Origin of the sequence: Rhizobium sp. NXC24 (assembly GCF_002944315.1) — a bacterium.
Taxonomy (GTDB): Bacteria; Pseudomonadota; Alphaproteobacteria; order Rhizobiales; family Rhizobiaceae; genus Rhizobium.
In genome coordinates, this window is the sequence record NZ_CP024311.1 from 953,867 (window position 1) to 971,549 (window position 17,683).

The 17,683-nt window shown below is 58.8% G+C and carries 19 protein-coding genes; 6 read left to right on the top strand and 13 right to left on the bottom strand.

The features are described 5' to 3' along the window. Positions 1–35: 35 nt before the first annotated feature. Positions 36–1,886, bottom strand: coding sequence for an AAA family ATPase (locus NXC24_RS04650; protein ID WP_104822240.1), 1,851 nt, complete (start codon positions 1,884–1,886; stop codon positions 36–38). 346 nt (positions 1,887–2,232) lie between these two features. On the opposite strand from NXC24_RS04650, the gene NXC24_RS04655 reads away from it, so the two are divergent. Next, positions 2,233–2,541: a Dabb family protein gene (locus NXC24_RS04655; RefSeq protein ID WP_104822241.1), complete on the top strand. Its 309-nt coding sequence runs from the start codon at positions 2,233–2,235 to the stop codon at positions 2,539–2,541. A gap of 25 nt (positions 2,542–2,566) precedes the next feature. On the opposite strand, the gene NXC24_RS04660 is transcribed toward NXC24_RS04655, so the two are convergent. The 6 genes from NXC24_RS04660 to NXC24_RS36155 form a co-directional block, all read right to left on the bottom strand. Further along, the gene (locus NXC24_RS04660) at positions 2,567–3,247 is read right to left on the bottom strand and encodes a GNAT family N-acetyltransferase (RefSeq protein ID WP_104822242.1); all 681 of its coding nucleotides are present in this window, start codon (positions 3,245–3,247) and stop codon (positions 2,567–2,569) included. Continuing rightward, positions 3,244–3,738: a MarR family transcriptional regulator gene (locus tag NXC24_RS04665; protein WP_104822243.1), complete on the bottom strand. Its 495-nt coding sequence runs from the start codon at positions 3,736–3,738 to the stop codon at positions 3,244–3,246. The genes NXC24_RS04660 and NXC24_RS04665 overlap by 4 nt, the downstream gene beginning before the upstream one ends. Before the next feature lie 152 nt (positions 3,739–3,890). Continuing rightward, the gene (locus tag NXC24_RS04670; protein WP_104822244.1) at positions 3,891–4,793 is read right to left on the bottom strand and encodes a zinc ABC transporter substrate-binding protein; all 903 of its coding nucleotides are present in this window, start codon (positions 4,791–4,793) and stop codon (positions 3,891–3,893) included. A gap of 20 nt (positions 4,794–4,813) precedes the next feature. Next, complete coding sequence (locus NXC24_RS04675; protein WP_104822245.1) at positions 4,814–5,686, bottom strand: metal ABC transporter permease; 873 nt, start codon at positions 5,684–5,686, stop codon at positions 4,814–4,816. Then, entirely contained in the window at positions 5,683–6,465 is a 783-nt protein-coding gene (locus NXC24_RS04680) for an ABC transporter ATP-binding protein (protein ID WP_104822246.1), read from the bottom strand. Before NXC24_RS04680 ends, NXC24_RS04675 begins: the two co-directional genes overlap by 4 nt. Beyond that, the gene (locus NXC24_RS36155) at positions 6,462–6,590 is read right to left on the bottom strand and encodes a hypothetical protein (protein ID WP_260303398.1); all 129 of its coding nucleotides are present in this window, start codon (positions 6,588–6,590) and stop codon (positions 6,462–6,464) included. The genes NXC24_RS04680 and NXC24_RS36155 overlap by 4 nt, the downstream gene beginning before the upstream one ends. Before the next feature lie 191 nt (positions 6,591–6,781). On the opposite strand from NXC24_RS36155, the gene NXC24_RS04685 reads away from it, so the two are divergent. Beyond that, entirely contained in the window at positions 6,782–7,027 is a 246-nt protein-coding gene (locus NXC24_RS04685; protein WP_104822247.1) for a type II toxin-antitoxin system ParD family antitoxin, read from the top strand. A 1-nt stretch (position 7,028) separates the two neighbouring features. Next, positions 7,029–7,337: a type II toxin-antitoxin system RelE/ParE family toxin gene (locus tag NXC24_RS04690; protein ID WP_104822248.1), complete on the top strand. Its 309-nt coding sequence runs from the start codon at positions 7,029–7,031 to the stop codon at positions 7,335–7,337. Positions 7,338–7,379: 42 nt separating this feature from the next. On the opposite strand, the gene NXC24_RS04695 is transcribed toward NXC24_RS04690, so the two are convergent. Continuing rightward, complete coding sequence (locus NXC24_RS04695; protein WP_104822249.1) at positions 7,380–7,865, bottom strand: peroxiredoxin; 486 nt, start codon at positions 7,863–7,865, stop codon at positions 7,380–7,382. Positions 7,866–7,949: 84 nt separating this feature from the next. Continuing rightward, positions 7,950–8,741 (bottom strand): protein-disulfide reductase DsbD domain-containing protein, encoded by a 792-nt coding sequence (locus NXC24_RS04700; RefSeq protein ID WP_245463928.1) that lies wholly within the window; start codon positions 8,739–8,741, stop codon positions 7,950–7,952. 176 nt (positions 8,742–8,917) lie between these two features. Here NXC24_RS04700 and NXC24_RS04705 point away from each other — a divergent pair, with 176 nt between their 5' ends. The 3 genes from NXC24_RS04705 (at position 8,918) to NXC24_RS04715 (ending at position 11,019) form a co-directional block, all read left to right on the top strand. Then, complete coding sequence (locus tag NXC24_RS04705; RefSeq protein WP_104822251.1) at positions 8,918–9,523, top strand: YqgE/AlgH family protein; 606 nt, start codon at positions 8,918–8,920, stop codon at positions 9,521–9,523. Positions 9,524–9,618: 95 nt separating this feature from the next. Next, a complete protein-coding gene (locus NXC24_RS04710) occupies positions 9,619–9,810 on the top strand; it encodes a CsbD family protein (RefSeq protein WP_104822252.1) in 192 nt (63 codons plus the stop codon). Positions 9,811–9,963: 153 nt separating this feature from the next. After that, positions 9,964–11,019, top strand: a complete 1,056-nt coding sequence (locus NXC24_RS04715; protein WP_104822253.1) for a putative zinc-binding metallopeptidase — start codon at positions 9,964–9,966, stop codon at positions 11,017–11,019. An 80-nt stretch (positions 11,020–11,099) separates the two neighbouring features. On the opposite strand, the gene NXC24_RS04720 is transcribed toward NXC24_RS04715, so the two are convergent. From NXC24_RS04720 to thrC, 4 genes are read right to left on the bottom strand one after another with little or no spacing between them, the layout of a single operon-like run. Continuing rightward, positions 11,100–14,012, bottom strand: a complete 2,913-nt coding sequence (locus NXC24_RS04720; protein ID WP_104822254.1) for a sensor domain-containing phosphodiesterase — start codon at positions 14,010–14,012, stop codon at positions 11,100–11,102. After that, positions 14,009–14,623 carry a GNAT family protein gene (locus tag NXC24_RS04725; RefSeq protein WP_104822255.1) on the bottom strand — a complete coding sequence of 205 codons (615 nt, stop codon included), beginning with the start codon at positions 14,621–14,623 and terminating at the stop codon, positions 14,009–14,011. The genes NXC24_RS04720 and NXC24_RS04725 overlap by 4 nt, the downstream gene beginning before the upstream one ends. A gap of 50 nt (positions 14,624–14,673) precedes the next feature. Next, entirely contained in the window at positions 14,674–15,972 is a 1,299-nt protein-coding gene (locus tag NXC24_RS04730; RefSeq protein WP_104825008.1) for a pitrilysin family protein, read from the bottom strand. Between the two features lie 20 nt (positions 15,973–15,992). Then, positions 15,993–17,390, bottom strand: coding sequence for a threonine synthase (gene thrC, locus NXC24_RS04735; protein ID WP_104822256.1), 1,398 nt, complete (start codon positions 17,388–17,390; stop codon positions 15,993–15,995). Between the last annotated feature and the right edge of the window lie 293 nt (positions 17,391–17,683).

Below are 17,683 nucleotides of genomic sequence, written 5' to 3' on the forward strand. Positions count from 1 at the left end.
ACTTCCTGGTAGCGCCTCGGCGTCGTTCCAGAACATTATTCGGCGATGGCATCGATGATCGACCGTATTTCGCGGCTCTTGCTGGAAGTATCGTCTGCCAGAAATAACAGAAGACCATTTTGGCAGAATTCGATCACATGACTAAGATCTTTCCCAATATCAAGGTACGTTTCGAGGTCGCCTTCGCGAAGGACGAACATGCCGTCTGAAGCCGAGGTGTCTATATGACCTCCCCAATCTAAGTGTGACTGTTTGAATGCGGCGATTTGTTCAGCCGTTCGGAGGAGAACACCATTGTCGGCGGGATAATGCAAATTCACGACGTAATCGAAATCCGCGATTGCGTAAACGCGGAGGCCGAAGCTTGAAAACAGACTGTTCCACTTCGGCAGTTCTCTCTTTCCGCCGACATGGAGAACCGCAATTTCTTGTTCGAGCAGACGGTGGCGCTCCTGGAGCAGCGCCCTGAAGAAATAGCGGTCGGTGTCGCCCTCCACCAGAACCACTTTTTTCGAGAAAAAGGCATAAGTGGACCGGGAGTTGTCGAGAATGCGTATGAGGCTTTTTTCATCTGCGGAAAGTGTTGGCGAGAAGATTGACGTGTGACCGTTCGCATTAAGCGCAAACCGGCGTACAGAACTTATGGTGCTCGAATTGATGAGCGATTCCGAATGGGTAACGAGAATATATTGGCAGTTCTGCGTCCGGTTCAGCTCTCGAAGTACCTGCAGATACTCGTGCTGAAATTGATAATGCAAGTGGATTTCAGGTTCATCAATGATGACGACGCCACCCTTCAGCTCACCCCTCCCATACGCCTCGAGCACTAGGTGGATAATCGCTTTTTGACCCGCGCTCAGGCTGTTAATGTCGCCGATTGGCTTGTTGCGACGGGTGTCGTAGAATTCAAAGCTGTACTGCCATGTCCGCTGGTCCAGAAGCTTTATTTGACAGCGCAGATTTACCACGCGCAGTCGCTCATTGACCTTCCTCACAAAGCGAAGATCGTTCGCTTCTTGCTCACACTGCGCAAGATCTTTTGCTTCTGAAATGAGGTTGAAATGGCGCTCAGCAACCTGCAGCCGCACGAGCGCGAACACAGGCGGTTCATTGCTGTCGGTGGCATTTAGGCTACGATTGAAATCTTGATTCCGTATGTCCTGAATCTGCTGCGACGCCGACGCGCTGCTGAGGGAAATTGAGGGCTGAAACGCGTGGTAGTTGCGATAGCTACCGATAAGCGTGAAGCTCTCATAGAGCGGTGGGATCGGCTCACCGCGCGTAAGGGCATTGTGAAGTGAAATGGCTTCTCTGAAAAGGTGATAGTCGGTTAGATATGTGAAGCCAAAGTCATGTTCTCCATCCTGTAGCTGAATTGAGAAACTATTCGCGGCACGGTTCAATATCACGTCAATAACGTAGGTGTCGCGCTCTTCGCCATTAGCGTTAACATTATAATTAGAGTATGATCCCAGCGTTTGGGTAAGCTCAACAAAGTAAGTCCTGATATTAGCAATGTTCTGCCGGTCGATGTCGTCGAGTCGCACTGCTATACGAATGCGCTGTTCTTCATCTTCGCTATCCCAATTTGCGTCTAGCCGAAAACCGTTGATGTTGGTGTGATTGGCTGGCTGCAGAACCTGCCGCCTATCATTTGTTGCAAGGGTTGAGCGGCGTCCGAACAGCTCACGATTGAAGCTGAACTGACGATATATGACCCTTCGGAAAAGGAAGTTGACAACTTCGAGGGCTGTCGATTTTCCGGAGCCATTCTCGCCGATAATAATATTTAGACCATCGTCAAATTCTATTTTATCGGCCTGGCGCACATCTGCGCGATAGGGAAAGCTGAGGACATTTGATATTTGAAGGTATTCGATTCGCATGCCTTAACCCTACACCCTTTACCGGAGTAGCATACCGAGGGCCGACCTTTTGCTCAAGCTACGGTTGAGGTTGGTTTGTGTTGTATGCCGCTGACCACCCCGCCCCGTGATCTTGGTTTGGCTGTAGAACCTCACCGTATGGCGGCTTTCAGGACCGGCGTTAGTACCTGCGAACAGCGACTATGAAGGCGCGAAGCCGTCCTTCTGTGACCGGACCATCTATGTCTGCTTCGAGCCAAAAGCGGTCATAGTCGGCACTCACCAAAAAGCCCAAACATCGCAACCCCGCATCTTGCCCCTCAGCCCTTTCCCTCTATGCTGCGCCAAAACAGCTAGGGAGATAAATATGATCCTGCATTGCGTTTTCCTGCGGCTCAAATCCGCCATGACACAGGATGAGAAAAAGGAGCTTTTCGAATCCGTCGCCGCCTTGCAGCAGGTCATTCCCGGCATTCTCGATGTCAAATATGGGCCGAATGTCTCGCCGGAGGGGCTGCATGGCGGCTTCGTTGATGGCTTTGTGGTGACGTTCGAGAGCCCTGAAGCGCGCGACGCCTATCTCGTGCATCCCGAACACGTTGCTGTCGGTGAGCGTCTCGTCTCCTCGACTGACGGCGGCCTCGCCGGCCTGTTGGTCTTTGATCTCAATATTTAACTAGAGCGACCGGCCCTGATCACGCTTACCGGCGGGGCGTGACGATGGTGAGATTCATCTCGGAACGCAGGCGAAAACCCATCGCCTTGTAAAGCGAGATGGCCGGCGCGTTCGTTGCATATGCATGCAGATAAGCGGTTTCGTTCCTCGCGGAGATCTCGCCGGCAACGAAGCGGAAGAGCAGGGTGCCGAGGCCGCGTCCCCGAAAATCGGGATGGGTGCAAAGGCCGCTGAGTTCGGCAAAACCGGGCTGGCGCATGCGCTGGCCGGCCATGGCGATGAGCCGGCCCTCAATCTTGATGCCCCAAAAGGTGCCGAGGCTTTGGGCGCGCAGGGTAAAGGGACCGGGCTTGGTCAGCGTGGCCAAGGCGAGCATCTCAGGTGCATCGGCTTCCGTTAGCGACTCGATCCTGCTGTCCGAGATCCGCTGATAAGGCCGTTCGGGGATCATCTGCACCAGCTTGCCTTCAGAGACGACCGTCAGTCTCGGCGGGATTGCGATGGGATTGGCTTCGACGAGCGCCATGGCCTCGTCAGCGGCCGGCAGATTTTCCAGAGCCTCGAGGCTTTCCGCCGTATCATCGGCGGGGGCTGCGAAGGGCACGATGGAGGGCGGATAGCGGCGGGCGCGCTCGTTGCCTTCCGCCAGTGTCGCATGGGCAGTTCGAAGGGCGTTCCAGGCCGGGCGGTCGAGAATATGGCTCATGGTTTCTGCTCCTTGTCGAGTTTGCCTCGACGGGCAAGCGGCGCTTCGGCAAGCCCGTTCTCGATTGCAGTAAGCTGTTCCAGGATCGGCCCGGAACTCTCGCCGCAGAGCTCGATGACAGCCTGTTCGATGCGCGGCCAGACTGATCGTTTCGAGTAATCGACGAGTTCCTGTCCTTCCGGTGTTAGGGAAACCAGTCTTCGGCGCTGATCCTCGGGTGAGGCCTGCATGTCGACGTAACCCAGTTCCAGAAGCTGCGAGACGGTCCGCGTGGCCCCTGGCTGGGTGATGCCGACAGCCTGGGCAAGCTCACCGATGGTAAGCGGGCCGGCGCGGTCGATCGCCGCGAGGAAAGGATATTGGGCGGATTGGAGGGAGACGCCGAGCTCTCCCATAATCTGCTGGGTATCGGCCTGAAGGCGCTCGCCGATGCGGCGAAAGCGGCTGCCGAGGCAGAGGAAACCCAGCGATTTCACGATATCTTCAGCCACGCCGCATTCCTGCTTCAATTTACATAACTGGTTATATAACTTCTTATGAAACAATGGTCAAGCGGCGCGTCCCCGACCTGCTGGTCTTCGCTCTCGATCTTTGAATGAAAAGGCCGCAGGCAAATGCCTGCAGCCATGCTCGTCCTGCTGTCTCAGCTCGATTTCGCCATCGCCGCGGCGAGTTGATCAACGTTATAACGGAACATTTTTTCATATGTCGGAGCCGGCCCATTGGCCTTGGAGAGGGCCTCGACGTAGAGTTCGCCGCCGGGCTGCGCGCCGGTGGCCTTGGCGACCTGCTTGACCAGGCGCGGATCATTCGAATTCTCGAAGAAATAGGTCATCACATGTTCGGTCCTGATCTGCTCGATCAGCTTGGCGACGCCGGCGGCCGAGGCTTCGGTCTCGGTCGAGACGCCGAGCGGCGACAGGAAGGTGACGTTGTATTCACGCCCGAAATAGCCGAACGCGTCGTGGCTGGTCAGGATCTTACGGCGATCCTCTGCAATCTTGTCGAACTTGCTGTGCGCATAGGCGTCGAGATCCGTCAGTGTCTTGGTATAGCGCTCAGCATTGGCCTTGAAATCGGCGGCGTCGGCCGGATCGGCGGCGGATAGCGCCTTTTCGATATTGGCGACCCAGATCTTCACATTGACCGGGCTGTTCCAGACATGCGGATCGGTGACGGTCTTGCCGTCGTCGACCATGGTGCGGGTATTGATGCCGTCAGAGGCGACGATCGGCGTGCCCTTGTAGCCGGAAGCCTTGATCAACCGATCCATCCAACCTTCCAGACCTTCGCCGCTGACGAAGGTGACCTTGGCGGCATTGAGCCTCTTGGCGTCGGTTGGTGAAGGCTCGAATTCATGGGGATCGCCGTTCGGGCCGACAAGGCTCGACACCTTCACATGCTCGCCGCCAACCTGCTTGACGACATCGGCAAGCACGGTGAAGGAGGCGACGACATCCAAGGTTTCCGCCGAAGCGGGCGCCGCTATGCCGAAGGCGATGAAGGCCGGCAGCGCAGCGGAGAGAAGCAGTCTGTGTCTGGTCACGATAATCTCCTTGATCGAAATTAGCCCCTGAGATGGGGACGGGGAATAAACCGGCGGGCGAGGCCCGAGGGTGCGAAGAGAATGGAAAAGCCGTAGATCAGGCTCGCCGTGATGATGATGGTCGGGCCGGAAGCGAATTCGAGGTGATAGGAGGCGATGAGCCCGATATAGCCCGACGCGGTCGCGGTTGCCGCTGCGATCGCCATCATCGCCGGCAGGCTGCGCGACCAAAGCTGCGCGATCGCCGCCGGCAGCATCATCAGCCCGACCGCCATCAGCGTGCCGAGTGCCTGGAAGCTGGCGACGAGATTGAGCACCACCAGCAGCAGAAAGAGGAAATGATAGACCGCTCCCCGGCCACCGACGGCGCGGAGAAAGCCGGGATCGAAGCATTCCACCACCAATGGCCGATAGATGACGGCGAGCGCCAGGAGCGTCACCGTGGTGATCGCGCCGATTTGGTAGAGGGCAGGGGCGTCGATCGCGAGGATGGTGCCGAAGAGCACATGCAGAAGATCGATATTGGAGCCGCGCAGCGATACGATGAGCACACCGAGCGCGAGCGACGTCAGATAGAAGCTGGCGAAACTCGCATCCTCCTGCAGCACCGTCATGCGGCTGACGAGCCCCGAGAGCAGCGCCACCGACAGGCCGGCAACAAGCCCCCCGAGACCCATGGCCGTCAGCGACAGCGAGCCGGCAATCAGATAGCCGATGGCCGCCCCCGGTAGTACGGCATGGCTCATGGCGTCGCCCATCAGGCTCATCCGCCGGAGCATCAGGAAGACGCCGATCGGTCCGGAGCCGAGCCCGAGGCAAAGGCAGGCGACGAGCGCGCGCCGCATGAAACCGTAATCGGCAAAGGGCGCGAGGAAGATGTCATAGGCCGTCATTCGGCCGGCTCCCGCTTCGCTAACCCCCGATGGGTAGGCGCCCGTTCCGGCAAGCAGTCTCCGGCGTCCTCGTCCCAACGCTCCGCCATGGCCCGCGCCTTGATGAGATTATCGGAGCTCATCACATCCTCTGTCCGGCCCCAACCGACGAGTTCACGGGCGATCAGCAGCGTCTCCGGAAAATGCGCGCGCACCTGATCGAAATCATGCAGCACCGCAATCACCGTGCGCCCGTCACTGTGCCAACGTAAGACAATATCGAGCAGGTCGCGTGTCGTGCGCTGGTCTATGGCGGTAAAGGGCTCGTCGAGAAGGATGACGCGGGCATCTTGCAGCAGCAGCCGCGCAAAAAGTACGCGCTGGAATTGCCCGGCCGAGAGTGAGCCGATGTGCCGACGCTCGAAGCCCGCCAGGCCCACGACCGCCAGCGCATCACGGGCACGCTCGGCATCCGCGTGTGAGAAACGCCTGAAGGCGCCGGAATTTTTCCAGGCGCCGAGCATGATGGTATCGGCCACCGAGATCGGAAAACGTCTGACGATATCGGCCGCCTGCGGCAGATAGCCGAAATCATTGCGCGTCAGCGCGCCGCGATCGATCGAGCCTTCCGCCGGTCTCAATTCGCCGATGATCGCCTTCAGGAGCGTCGACTTGCCCGCCCCGTTCGGTCCGGCAATCGCCGTCAGGCTGCCGGCCTGGAAGGCACCAGAAACGTGATGCACGGCTGGATGGCGTTCATAGGTGACGGTGAGGTTGTCGAGACGGATCTGAGCACTCATGCCAACGCCACCGCCCAGCCGATCGTGGCCCAGAGAATTGCGATGCCGATTGCAACGAAGGCGAGGCGCATCAAGGCCGACCGCCCGATCAGGGATGCGGCGAAGGGATTGTTGTTAAAGGGCATGGGTGGTTTCCATAATGTAATAACATTACGCTTGTAAAGGGCAGAATGCGGCGAAAAAGAGGCGGGTGGTGAGCATATGTCATTCATCGCTGGCAAACGTGTTGCGATTTGCACCGATGCAGCCGAATGCTATATACTGCGCATTATGTGTTATCTGGCTAAGGACCGAAACTGCAAGAAGGATGATCCCTATGAACGTCTCGATTGGTGATCGTTGGGAAAAGTTCATCGAAAAAACAGTCGAAGAAGGGCGCTACAGCTCTGCCAGCGAGGTCGTCCGTGAAGGTCTCCGTCTTGTAGAGGAGCGTGAGGCGAAAATCGCATCGTTGCGGCTCACCCTGGAGGCATCAATTGCGAGCGGGGGCGACATATCTGATGAGGAGCTGGATGCATCGCTGGATGCGGTGGAAGCCCAGCTAAAACAAGAAGGCTATTGATGTGCCGCGCATTCGGTATCTAGCGAGCGCCAGAGCCGATTTCGATAGTATCTATCGATATATCAGACAAGAAGGCGGGAGCGCAGAAAGCGCTCGAAATTTTATCGGCAGACTTCGTGGCAAATGTCGTAATTTGGCAGAGCTACCTGGTCAAATGGGTCGTGCAAGACCGGAATTGCTTACCGATGTTCGCAGTTTTGCATTTCGCGGCTATGTGATCTTCTTCCGCTACGTGGATGATGTTTTTGAAGTTGTGAACATCATCGAAGGTCATCGAGACCTTGAAAGTCATTTCGACGGGGATCGCTAGTGCGAACAAAGGGCGCCCGCATGGCGCCCTTTGTTTTTTCGTTTAAAGCTGCCCGATCATCGCTGCGGCACCCGACACGGTTGCCTGGCCGGGGCTTTCCTCGATGTTGAGCGTCTTCACCACGCCGTCTTCCACCAGCATAGAATAGCGCTTCGAGCGGACGCCGAGGCCGCCGGCGGAAAGGTCGATATCGAGGCCGAGCGCCTTGGCGAAAGAGGCGTTCCAGTCGGCGAGGAAGTGGATTTTCCCCATGCCGCCGGAGGATTGCGCCCACGCGCCCATGACATGCCAATCGTTAACGGCAACGACAGCGATGTCGTCGACGCCCTTTGCGAGGATAGCATCACGGTTTTCCAGATAGCCCGGCAGATGGTTCAGCGAGCAGGTCGGCGTAAAGGCACCGGGGACGGCGAAAAGCACGACACGCTTGCCGGCAAAAAGCTGTTCGGTGGTCAGTTCCACCGGGCCGTCGGCGGTCTTTTCCTTGAAGGTGGCGGCAGGCAGTTTATCGCCGATAGCGATGGTCATGGCACTCTCCTTGGGGTCGCAATTTAGGGCGGCTGAACCGCCGCCCTTTGAGTGAAAATGGTCGGGCGAAACTATAGATCCGCGCTATTCGAACGCAAGCGTGGTTTCCATGGCGCGTTCACCGTCGATGACGAGGATGCCCCAGCTTTTGCCTTTAATATCGTAATTCTTCGGAAGCTTGCCGATCGCGATGTCGGTCGCAAAAGTCCTGCCGTCGCGTGTGCCGTTGGCCTGTTTGAAAAAGACATACCCGGACGGGCCGGTGACATAGATCAATGGAGTGCTTCCTGTTGCCTCCGGCAGCGTCAGGCGCAGTGAAAGAGTTTTTGCATCGGGCGAAAGTTGGTGATTTTCGACGGCAAAATCCGAGGAAGGAGCCTGCGGCAGCGACGCATCGGCGGCATCCAACAGGGCTTGTTCGTGCGGCGTCGATTGGCCGGCAGCCGATAACGGCAGAGAGAATTGGGTCTGGAAGGGAATACAGATGTCCTTGCAGAGTCCGATGAAGGCGGTGAGGTTGAGTGTCACCGGCTGTTTGCCGTTGACACGGAAATCGAGCGGCAATGTCACCGGCTCATCATAGCCGATTTCCTGGATCTTGCCGACGACGATCGGTTTGGGCGTTGGGTAGCTGGTTTTTTCCAGCGTAATGCCGCCATCGGGCGCCGGGTTTACCTGCGGCGCAATTCCGCTTTCGCCGGGTTCGCGCCAATAGGTGATCCAGCCGGGTGCAGGCTCGATCTGCAGAGCAGCACGGATATGGCCCTGAGCATCCGGCGCCAGCGCCACCAACCGCATGCGCCCGCCCTCGTTGTTTGCCCAGTCGCTCATGGCGGCATGGGCGGTGCCGTCGGTCAGCGTTGCGGCGGTCAGCATTGTCAACAATGGGATAAAAGAGAGTTTTCCGGTCATGGAACAAGGATTTACCGGATGGCGCAGGCCTGTGCCAGAACGGCGCGAAAAAGAAATGATCATTTTCAGTTGATTGATTTATGACATTGCCCCATCTTCTTTTCGAGGGGCGCAGTTACAGACTGCAGTCAGGAGGTACGATGTCCCTATCGACGCTGAAGAATAGAAGCGAAAGAGGTTTTCTCGACGGCCAGTTCCTGATTGCCATGCCTGGTATGGAAGACCGGAATTTCAATCGCACAGTGATCTATATCTGTGCTCATTCCGCCGCCGGCGCCATGGGCTTCGTCATCAATCGTGCGCAGAACCTGACCTTTACCGACGTGCTGCTGCATCTCGAAATGATCAAGGATGACGACGCTATTCTTCTGCCGCCGGTCGCCCGTGATTTCCCGATCCAGACCGGGGGCCCGGTCGAAAGCGGCCGCGGCTTCGTCCTGCATTCTGATGACTATATCAGCGACAGCAGCATTCCGGTGAGCGACGATATCAGCCTGACGGCGACCTTGGACATCGTGCGCGCCATCTCCAAGGGTGGCGGGCCGCGGCGCGCTACCATGCTGCTCGGCTATGCCGGTTGGGGCGCGGGTCAGTTGGAAGCGGAAATCAGCAATAATGGCTGGCTCAACTGCCCGGCCAATGAGGAGCTGATCTTCGATCGCAGCCTTGACGATAAGTATGAACGCGCCCTGGCCTTGATGGGCATCAATGCCGCCATGTTGTCGCCGCATGCGGGGCATGCCTGAGCCGTCCACGCCCTTGTGGAACGAAATATTGTTAATGACGTTTCCTTGTCACCGCACCGACAACTCCGCCGGTGCTGAATGAGGAGGCGTTCGCTATGGGCAGCATGAGTGACAAGGTATCCGGCAAAGCCAACGAGGCGGCTGGTAAGGCCAAACAGGTTGCCGGCAAGGCTACGAAGAGCAAGAGCATGCGCGCCGAAGGCACGGCCCAGAAGGCCAAAGGTAAGGCCCAGGTAGCTGTTGGCAAGGCCAAGGATAAAGCCAAGGGCGCAGTAGACCGCATGTAATCCAGCGGTTCGGTATGCGACAAGTCAAGTGCTGCGCCCTTTCGCGTGCCGTCAAACGCGCGGCGCAGTAAAAGAGCCTGTCACGAATTCGCGACAGGCTCTTTTTATGCTCGTCTTTTATACCCGTCGTGGCCAAGTTTTGGAGAGCTTTCCATGAGGCTTTTCGCCTGCGACCATTGTGGCCAGCCAGTGCATTTCGATAACCGGCAATGCGTGCGCTGCGGCTATCAGCTCGGCTTTGTTCCCGAGCGTCTTGCGATGTATGCACTGGAGGCTGATGAGGTGCCGAATTGGCGTCTTGTTGCCGAGCCGACGCGTATTGTCCGCTTCTGCGCCAATGCCACGCTCGATATCTGCAACTGGATGGTCGAAGCCCAAGACCCCGACCCCTTTTGCATTGCCTGTCGTCATAACCGGCTGGTGCCGAATACGGATAGCCAGCAGGGTATAGACCGTTGGCGGCGCATCGGCCAGGCCGAGCGGCATCTGTTCTATTCACTGTTGCGCTGGAACCTGCCGCATCCCAATCGCCAACAGGATCCCGAGGGTGGGCTGGTCTTCGACTTCCTCGAGGACGAGGTGCAGGGCGGCACCGTTGTGCCGGCGACGACCGGCCACGAGGAGGGGCTCATCACCATCCGCGCCGCTGAGGCCGACGATGTGACACGCGAACAGGCACGCACGTCGATGAACGAGCCTTACCGCACGCTGCTCGGCCATTTTCGCCACGAGACCGGCCATTTCATCTGGAACAAATTGATCCGCGACCGCAATCGGTTCGACGCCTTCCGCGCCGTCTTCGGCGATGAGCGCGTAGATTACGGCGCGGCCCTGCAGCAACACTACGACCAAGGCCCGCCGCCGAATTGGCAGGAAAGTTTTATCAGCGCTTATGCCAGCGCCCACCCCTGGGAAGATTTTGCCGAATGTTTCGCGCATTATCTTCATATCGTCGACACGCTGGAGACCGCTCGCTCCTTCGGCTTGGTGGTCGATCCCCGTGGCTATCACGAAATGGCGGTGGAGGTGGATTTCAATCCTTACAAGGCTGAGAGTGCCGAACAGCTCGTCAGCGCCTGGATACCGCTGAGCGTCGCGATCAATTCCATCCAGCGCAGCATGGGGCAGCCGGATTCCTATCCCTTCATCCTGTCGCCCCCGGTCGTGACGAAGCTGGAATATATACGGCAAGTGATTGGCGAAGCATGATTTTGCCCTCTCTCCAAAGGAGGAGGGCGTCTGAAGCGCGAGCGCTGTACAAACCTTTCCCAGGCGTGGGAGGTTATCGGCTACGCGCGCTTCGTCAGCGGAAAGCGTTCCTTCAGCAGCCGCAGCACCGAGTCCGAGCCCATGGGCGGGCCGAAGATGAAGCTCTGGCCGTAGGCGCAGCCCATCTTGGCGAGTTCCAGCGCATCCTCTTCCGACTCGATGCCTTCGGCGACGACGCGCATGTTGAGCTCGCGGGCCATGGAGATCACCGAACGCAAAAGTACGGCTTTCTTGTCGCTTTCATCACGCACCATCGCCTTGTCGAGCTTGATCGTGTCGAACGGGAAGCGGGTGAGATAGGAGAGCGAGGAATAACCGGTGCCGAAATCGTCAAGCGCCAGGCCGATGCCGGCTTCGCGCAGCTTGCCGAGCACGAGGCGGGCCTGTTCCGGATTCTCCATCACCTGCGATTCCGTCAATTCGAGCTTGATGCGGTTCGGCTCGCAATGGGTTTTGGCGAGCAAGGCGCGGACATCATCGTAGAGCTCGTTGTTGAGGAGCTGCACGCTGGACAGATTGATGGAAACGAAGAGAGGCAGGTCGCCGGTCTGGCGCTGCCAGGCCATCAGGTCGTTGGTCGCCTGCTCCATCGCAAACATGCCGAGCGGGCCGATAATGTCGGAAGCCTCGGCGATCGGGATGAATTCCGACGGTGGAATATTGCCGCGTTTCGGATGCTCCCAGCGCATCAGCGCCTCGAAACCGGCGACTTCGGCATCTTCCAGCCGAACGATCGGCTGATAAACCAGCGACAGTTCCTTGCGTTCGACGGCGCGGCGAAGATCCGTTTCAAGCTGCAGACGGTCGGTGCCAAAGCTGCGGAATGCAGGCTGAAAAGGCTCGACGCGATTGCCGCCGGCGCGCTTGGCGCGGTACATAGCGAGTTCGGCATCGCTCAAGAGACCCATAGCGCTTTCCTGCTGGTCGACCCAGGACGTCAGTCCGATCGACGCCGTCAGGATGATTTCGCGGTTGGCGAAATTGATCGGCACCATGATCGCCTTGCTGATGGCGTCGGCGAAATCGGCGACCTTGGCCGGGTCGCGCTCGGAAACGAGGATCAGGCCGAACTGATCGCCGGAGAGCCGCGCCAGCGTGTCCTGCGGCTTCATCAGGCGGCGCAGGCGCCGCGTCAGCGCGATCAGGATATTGTCGCCGGCAGCAACGCCAAGCGTATCGTTGACCAGTTTGTAGCGGTCGATGTCGATCACCATCACCGTCGGACGCACCTGATTGCCTTCCGGCGCCAAGGTGAGAACGGCCTGCAGGCGGTCGATGAAGACCTGGCGGTTCGGTAGGCCGGTCAGATTATCGTGCAGCGCGTCATGCAACAGCCGCTCGATCGAGTTTTTCTGCTCGGTGACATCGACGACGGTACCGACGCAGCGGATGATTTCGCCGTTCGAGCCAAGCACCGGCCGGGCGCGGATCGACAGCCAGTGGAAATGCCCGTCTTCGGCGCGAATGCGGAATTCATGATTCAGCCGGCCGCGGCGGTGTTCGAGGAGCACGTCGAGCGTCGCGCGAAAACGATCACGGTCGTCGGGGTGCAAGCGCGGCAGCCAGTTGCGCGCCGCGCCATGCATGGTGCCGGGCGACAGGCCAAGTTTCATCGAGATATCCGGCGTCGTCACCACGCGGTCGCGTGCCACGTCCCAATCCCAAACGGTATCGCCGGAGCCGGTGAGCGCCAGGGATTGCCGCTCGAGATCGGAAAACAGACCCTGCTGAAATGCGCCGCCGGCAAAGGCATGCTGCATCACCGTGAAACCAATCAGGAGCACGATCAGAACGAGGCCGCCGCCAAGCGCCGGCTGGATGATGTCGTTGTCGAGCTTGCCCGTGATCGTCATCCAGGCGCCGAACAGCCAGACCAGGATCAGCGCCCAGGCGGGCACCAGCAGAATGGCGCGGTCATAGCGGCTGAAGCCGAGATAGATGATCAGCAGCAGGCCCGCCGTTGCCGTCAGTGCCAGCGATAGCCGCGCGACGCCGGCCGCGATCGACGGATCATAGATCGCGACGCCGAAGAGAAGCGCGAGACCGAGCACCCAGGCAAGGGTCACATAGCCCAGATGCGCATGCCAGCGATTGAGGTTCAGATAGGTGAACAGGAAGATCACCAGGCTCGATGCGAGCGCCACCTCCGCACAGGCGCGCCATATTCGCTGATCGCTGGAGGTGATGCTGATGAGTTTGCCGAGAAAACCAAAATCGACGCAAATATAGCCGAGCACCGCCCAGGCAAGCGCCGCTGTCGCTGGCAGCATCGAAGTGCCTTTGACAACAAAGAGAATGGTCAGGAACACCGCCAGCAGACCGGCAATGCCAAGCACGATGCCGCGATAGAGCGTGAAGGCGTTGACCGTGTCCTTGTAGGCGTTCGGCTCCCACAGATAGAGCTGCGGCAGGTTCGGCGAGGAGAGTTCGGCGACAAAGGTGACGACCGCGCCGGGGTTCAGTGTGATGCGGAAGACATCCGCCTCGTCGCTCGGCTGCCGGTCGAGAGCAAAGCCTTCGCTCGGAGTGATCGCGATGATGCGTTGCGAGCCGAGATCCGGCCAGAACAATTTCGAATTCACCAGACGGAAGTGGGGTGCGACGATGACGCGCTCGAGCTGCTCTTCCGAGACATTGGCGAGCGCAAAGACGGCCCAGTCGCCCTGATGGTTCGGCGACGAGGATCGTACCTCAATACGGCGGCGAATACCGTCGGCGCCAGCGGCGGTGGAGACCTGGAAGGCCTCGCCTTGATTGGTGTAGATCTCGGTCGTCGCCGTCAGGTCAAGCGCGGTATCGTCGCGCGAAATCTTCACGGGTTCGGCTGCATGCGCCATGCCTGCAAGAAGGAACAGCATAGCAGCCGCGAGCGTCGCGACGATCGCGGACAACCATTTCGTCAACGGCGGGGCAGGCGGGAGATCGGCCGTCATCGCTTGTCGGATTTTCTAATCGGGTCGGCGTCGGACGCCAACCGGGAAAACATCACGTGATCACGCCACTGACCGTTAATTTTTAGATAACCGCGCAAATGACCTTCTCGCTGGAAACCGGCCTTTTCCAAAAGCCGCATGCTACGCTCATTATCCGGAATACAGGCTGCTTCAATACGGTGCAACTCAAGTCCGGAAAAGATATAGGGTATAACCAACTGAAGTGCGGCGAACATATGGCCCTGGCCTGAATGCCGCTCACCCATCCAATAGCCAATCATGCAGCTTTGTGCAGCGCCACGACGGATGTAACCGATCGTAATGCCGCCGAGCAAGGTCATATTCTCTTTAAGGAAAATAAAAAGTGGAATCGCCTGACCGGAACTGTATTCCTGTTTTCCCCTGATAACACGGGCGCGGTAGGCGCCCTCGGTCAGTTCGTCATGTCGCCAGGTCGGCTCCCAGGGTTCCAGGAAGCGCCGGCTTTCGGCTCGCAACCGGTGCCATTGATTGAAATCGGAATAGCGTGGCAGACGCAGCAGATAGGTCGCGTTTTCGAGTTCAACCGCGTCCGGATGACGTGACAGAAACCGAAAGACCGATTTTTGCATTCCGCCCAGTACTCCCCGGAAGATTGAACCCATCGGCGCGCGATGCGGTTTTAGCCGCTCGCGCTTATGGAGGCTGGGGTCGACGATGATAAGGATGTCACGATATCTTCCATCGGCGCCAACTGCTCCAAAGGCCCGATCGCCGACAGCGTCGGCACCGTGTCGAAGAACAGGCGGCCGGCAAGATCCGTCAGCCGATCGATGGTAATGCCCTGCAACCGTTCCAGCATTTCCTGGTTCGGGATCGGTCGGCCGTAGAGCATCATCTGTCGCGCGATCTGGCCGGCGCGCGCCGCCGGGCTTTCCTGACCCATCAGCAACTGCGCGCGGATCTGGGCGCGGGCACGCTCGATTTCCTGCTGTTCGATCTTGTGGGAGGATTTGTGCAGCTCGTCGACGATGACCGGCAGCAGCTCCGGCAGGTTTTCGCCGCCGGTCGCGGCATGGATGCCGAAAATGCCGGTGTCGGAAAAGCCCCAATGGAAGGCATAGACGGAGTAACAGAGCCCGCGGAATTCGCGCACTTCTTGGAACAGCCGTGAGGACATGCCGCCGCCGAGGATGTTGGCAAGGATCTGCGAACAATAGAAATCGCGCGTGTGATAGGCGCGTCCCTCGAAGCCGAGCAGGATCTGCGCATCCATCAGGTCGCGCGTCTCGCGGATATTGCCGCCGATATAACGCGCAGGCTCGATGACGGGCGGCGCCGACGGCTGTGTCGGCAGGGTGGAGAAGCGCTCTTCGACCTGGCGCACGAAGCTTTCGTGATCGACAGCGCCCGCGGCCACCACGAACATGCGGTCGGTCGTGTAGTTGCGGCTGAGATAACCGCGGATTTGTCCCGGCGTGAAGGAGACGACGGTTTCCGGCGTGCCGAGAATCGCCCGGCCAAGCGTCTGGCCGCGATAGGCGACTTCGGAAAATTTGTCGAAGACCACATCGTCGGGCGTGTCGTTTGCAGCGTTGATTTCCTGCAGGATGACCTGCTTTTCGCGCTGCAATTCATCCTCGTCGAAAGCGGATTCGGTCAGGATATCGGCGAGGATATCGACGGCGAGCGGCACATGATCCTTCAGCACGCGGGCATAATAGGAGGTTGTCTCGGTCGACGTGGCGGCATTGACCTCGCCGCCGACATTCTCGATTTCCTCGGCGATCTCACGCGCCGTGCGACGGGCCGTGCCCTTGAACGCCATGTGTTCCAGCAGATGCGCGATGCCGTGTTCCGCTTCGGTTTCATTGCGCGAACCCGATTTGATCCAGACGCCGAGTGCCACGCTTTCGAGGTGTGGCATCGTCTGGGTCGCTACTGTCAGCCCGGACGCAAGCCGGGTGCACTCCACTGTCATCGTCTGTCTTTCTGCGTTTATCATTCCCCCGCCCGGGCATGTTTGCCGATGAAAGTTTCAACGGCTTTCAGCTCGGGATCGAGGACGTCGAAACGCTCCTCCCTGTTCATCAGTCCAGCAAGCCACGTCGGAAGCGCCGGGTCAATACCACACGCCGATTTTACTGCGGCGGGGAATTTTGCCGGATGTGCGGTCGCGAGCGTCACCATCGGGCTCGCCGGCTTCTCGTTTTTCTCCGCCACAAAGACGCCGATGGCGGTGTGCGGGTCGATCAGATAGCCGGTGTTGTCGAGTGTTTTGCGGATCGTCGCGGCGACCTGTTTTTCGCTGGCGCGGCCGGCGCGGAAGTCCTTCTTGATGGTCTTCAGAGCGCTTTCGCTGATCGAAAAGCCCTTCGATTGTTTCAGGCTTTCCATCGCGGCGCGCACCTTCGACGCGTCGCGGTCATGGGCTTCGAACAGCAGCCGTTCGAAGTTGGAGGAGATCTGGATGTCCATCGACGGCGCGGTGGTGGCCTTGACCTCGCGCATCTCGTAGCGCCCGGTTTTCAGCGTGCGAGCCAGGATGTCGTTCTCGTTGGTGGCGATCACCAGCCGGTCGATCGGCAGGCCCATGCGCTTTGCGACGTAGCCGGCGAAAATATCGCCGAAATTGCCGGTCGGAACGGTGAAGGAAATCTTCCGGTCGGGGCCGCCGAGCGCGACGGCAGTAGTGAAGTAGTAGACCACCTGCGCCATGATGCGCGCCCAATTGATCGAGTTGACGCCCGAAAGCTTGACGCAGTCGCGGAAGGCGGTGTCGTTGAACATGGCTTTGACCAGATTCTGGCAATCATCGAAATTGCCGTTGATCGCCAGCGCATGCACATTGGCCGCCGTCGAGGTGGTCATCTGCCGTTGCTGCACCGGCGAGACCTTGCCATGCGGGAAGAGGATGAAGATGTCGGTGCGTTCGCGTCCGGCAAAGGCATCGATCGCCGCTCCGCCGGTGTCGCCCGAGGTGGCGCCGACGATGGTTGCCCTTTGCCCGCGCTTTTCCAGGGCATAATCCATCAGCCGTGCGAGCAACTGCATGGCGACATCCTTGAAGGCAAGCGTCGTGCCGTGGAAAAGCTCCATCACGAAGCTGTTCGGACCTGTCTGCACCAGCGGCGTCACGGCGGGATGGCGGAAGGTGGCATAGGCTTCATCGATCATGCCGCGGAAGACGTCATCCGGAATTTCGCCGTTGGTGAAAGGCGACAGCACGGCGAAGGCGACGTCCTGATAGCTCTTGCCACGGAAAGCGCGAATCTCTTTTTTCTTAAGCGTCGGCCATTCACGGGGCACATAGAGCCCGCCATCACGAGCAAGGCCGGCCAGAAGGGCGTCGCAGAAGCCAAGGGCAGGGGCTTCTCCCCGCGTTGAGATATAGTCCACGGTCTAGAATTCCTTTGGTCGCAAAATTGCCGGAGTGGTGAGGTGAGAGAGTAAAAGAACGAAGCGATGGCAGCCCGTCTTTTTGCGTCGGATCAGCCGCGTGGTTTTCGCGTTTGCGCAATGCCCGCACGGCTCCGTCCGGTGGGCGGCGGCTTGCGCCAATCTGTCGAGGTCGAAAAGTGAGCCAAAACGGTGCCTACCCAATCGATTTTTCGCTGCGCCGCTGGTATAGACCATCGCCAAGTGTCATAAAAGGCCCGTCGAACAGGCTGCAGGCCGATAATGTAAATTAT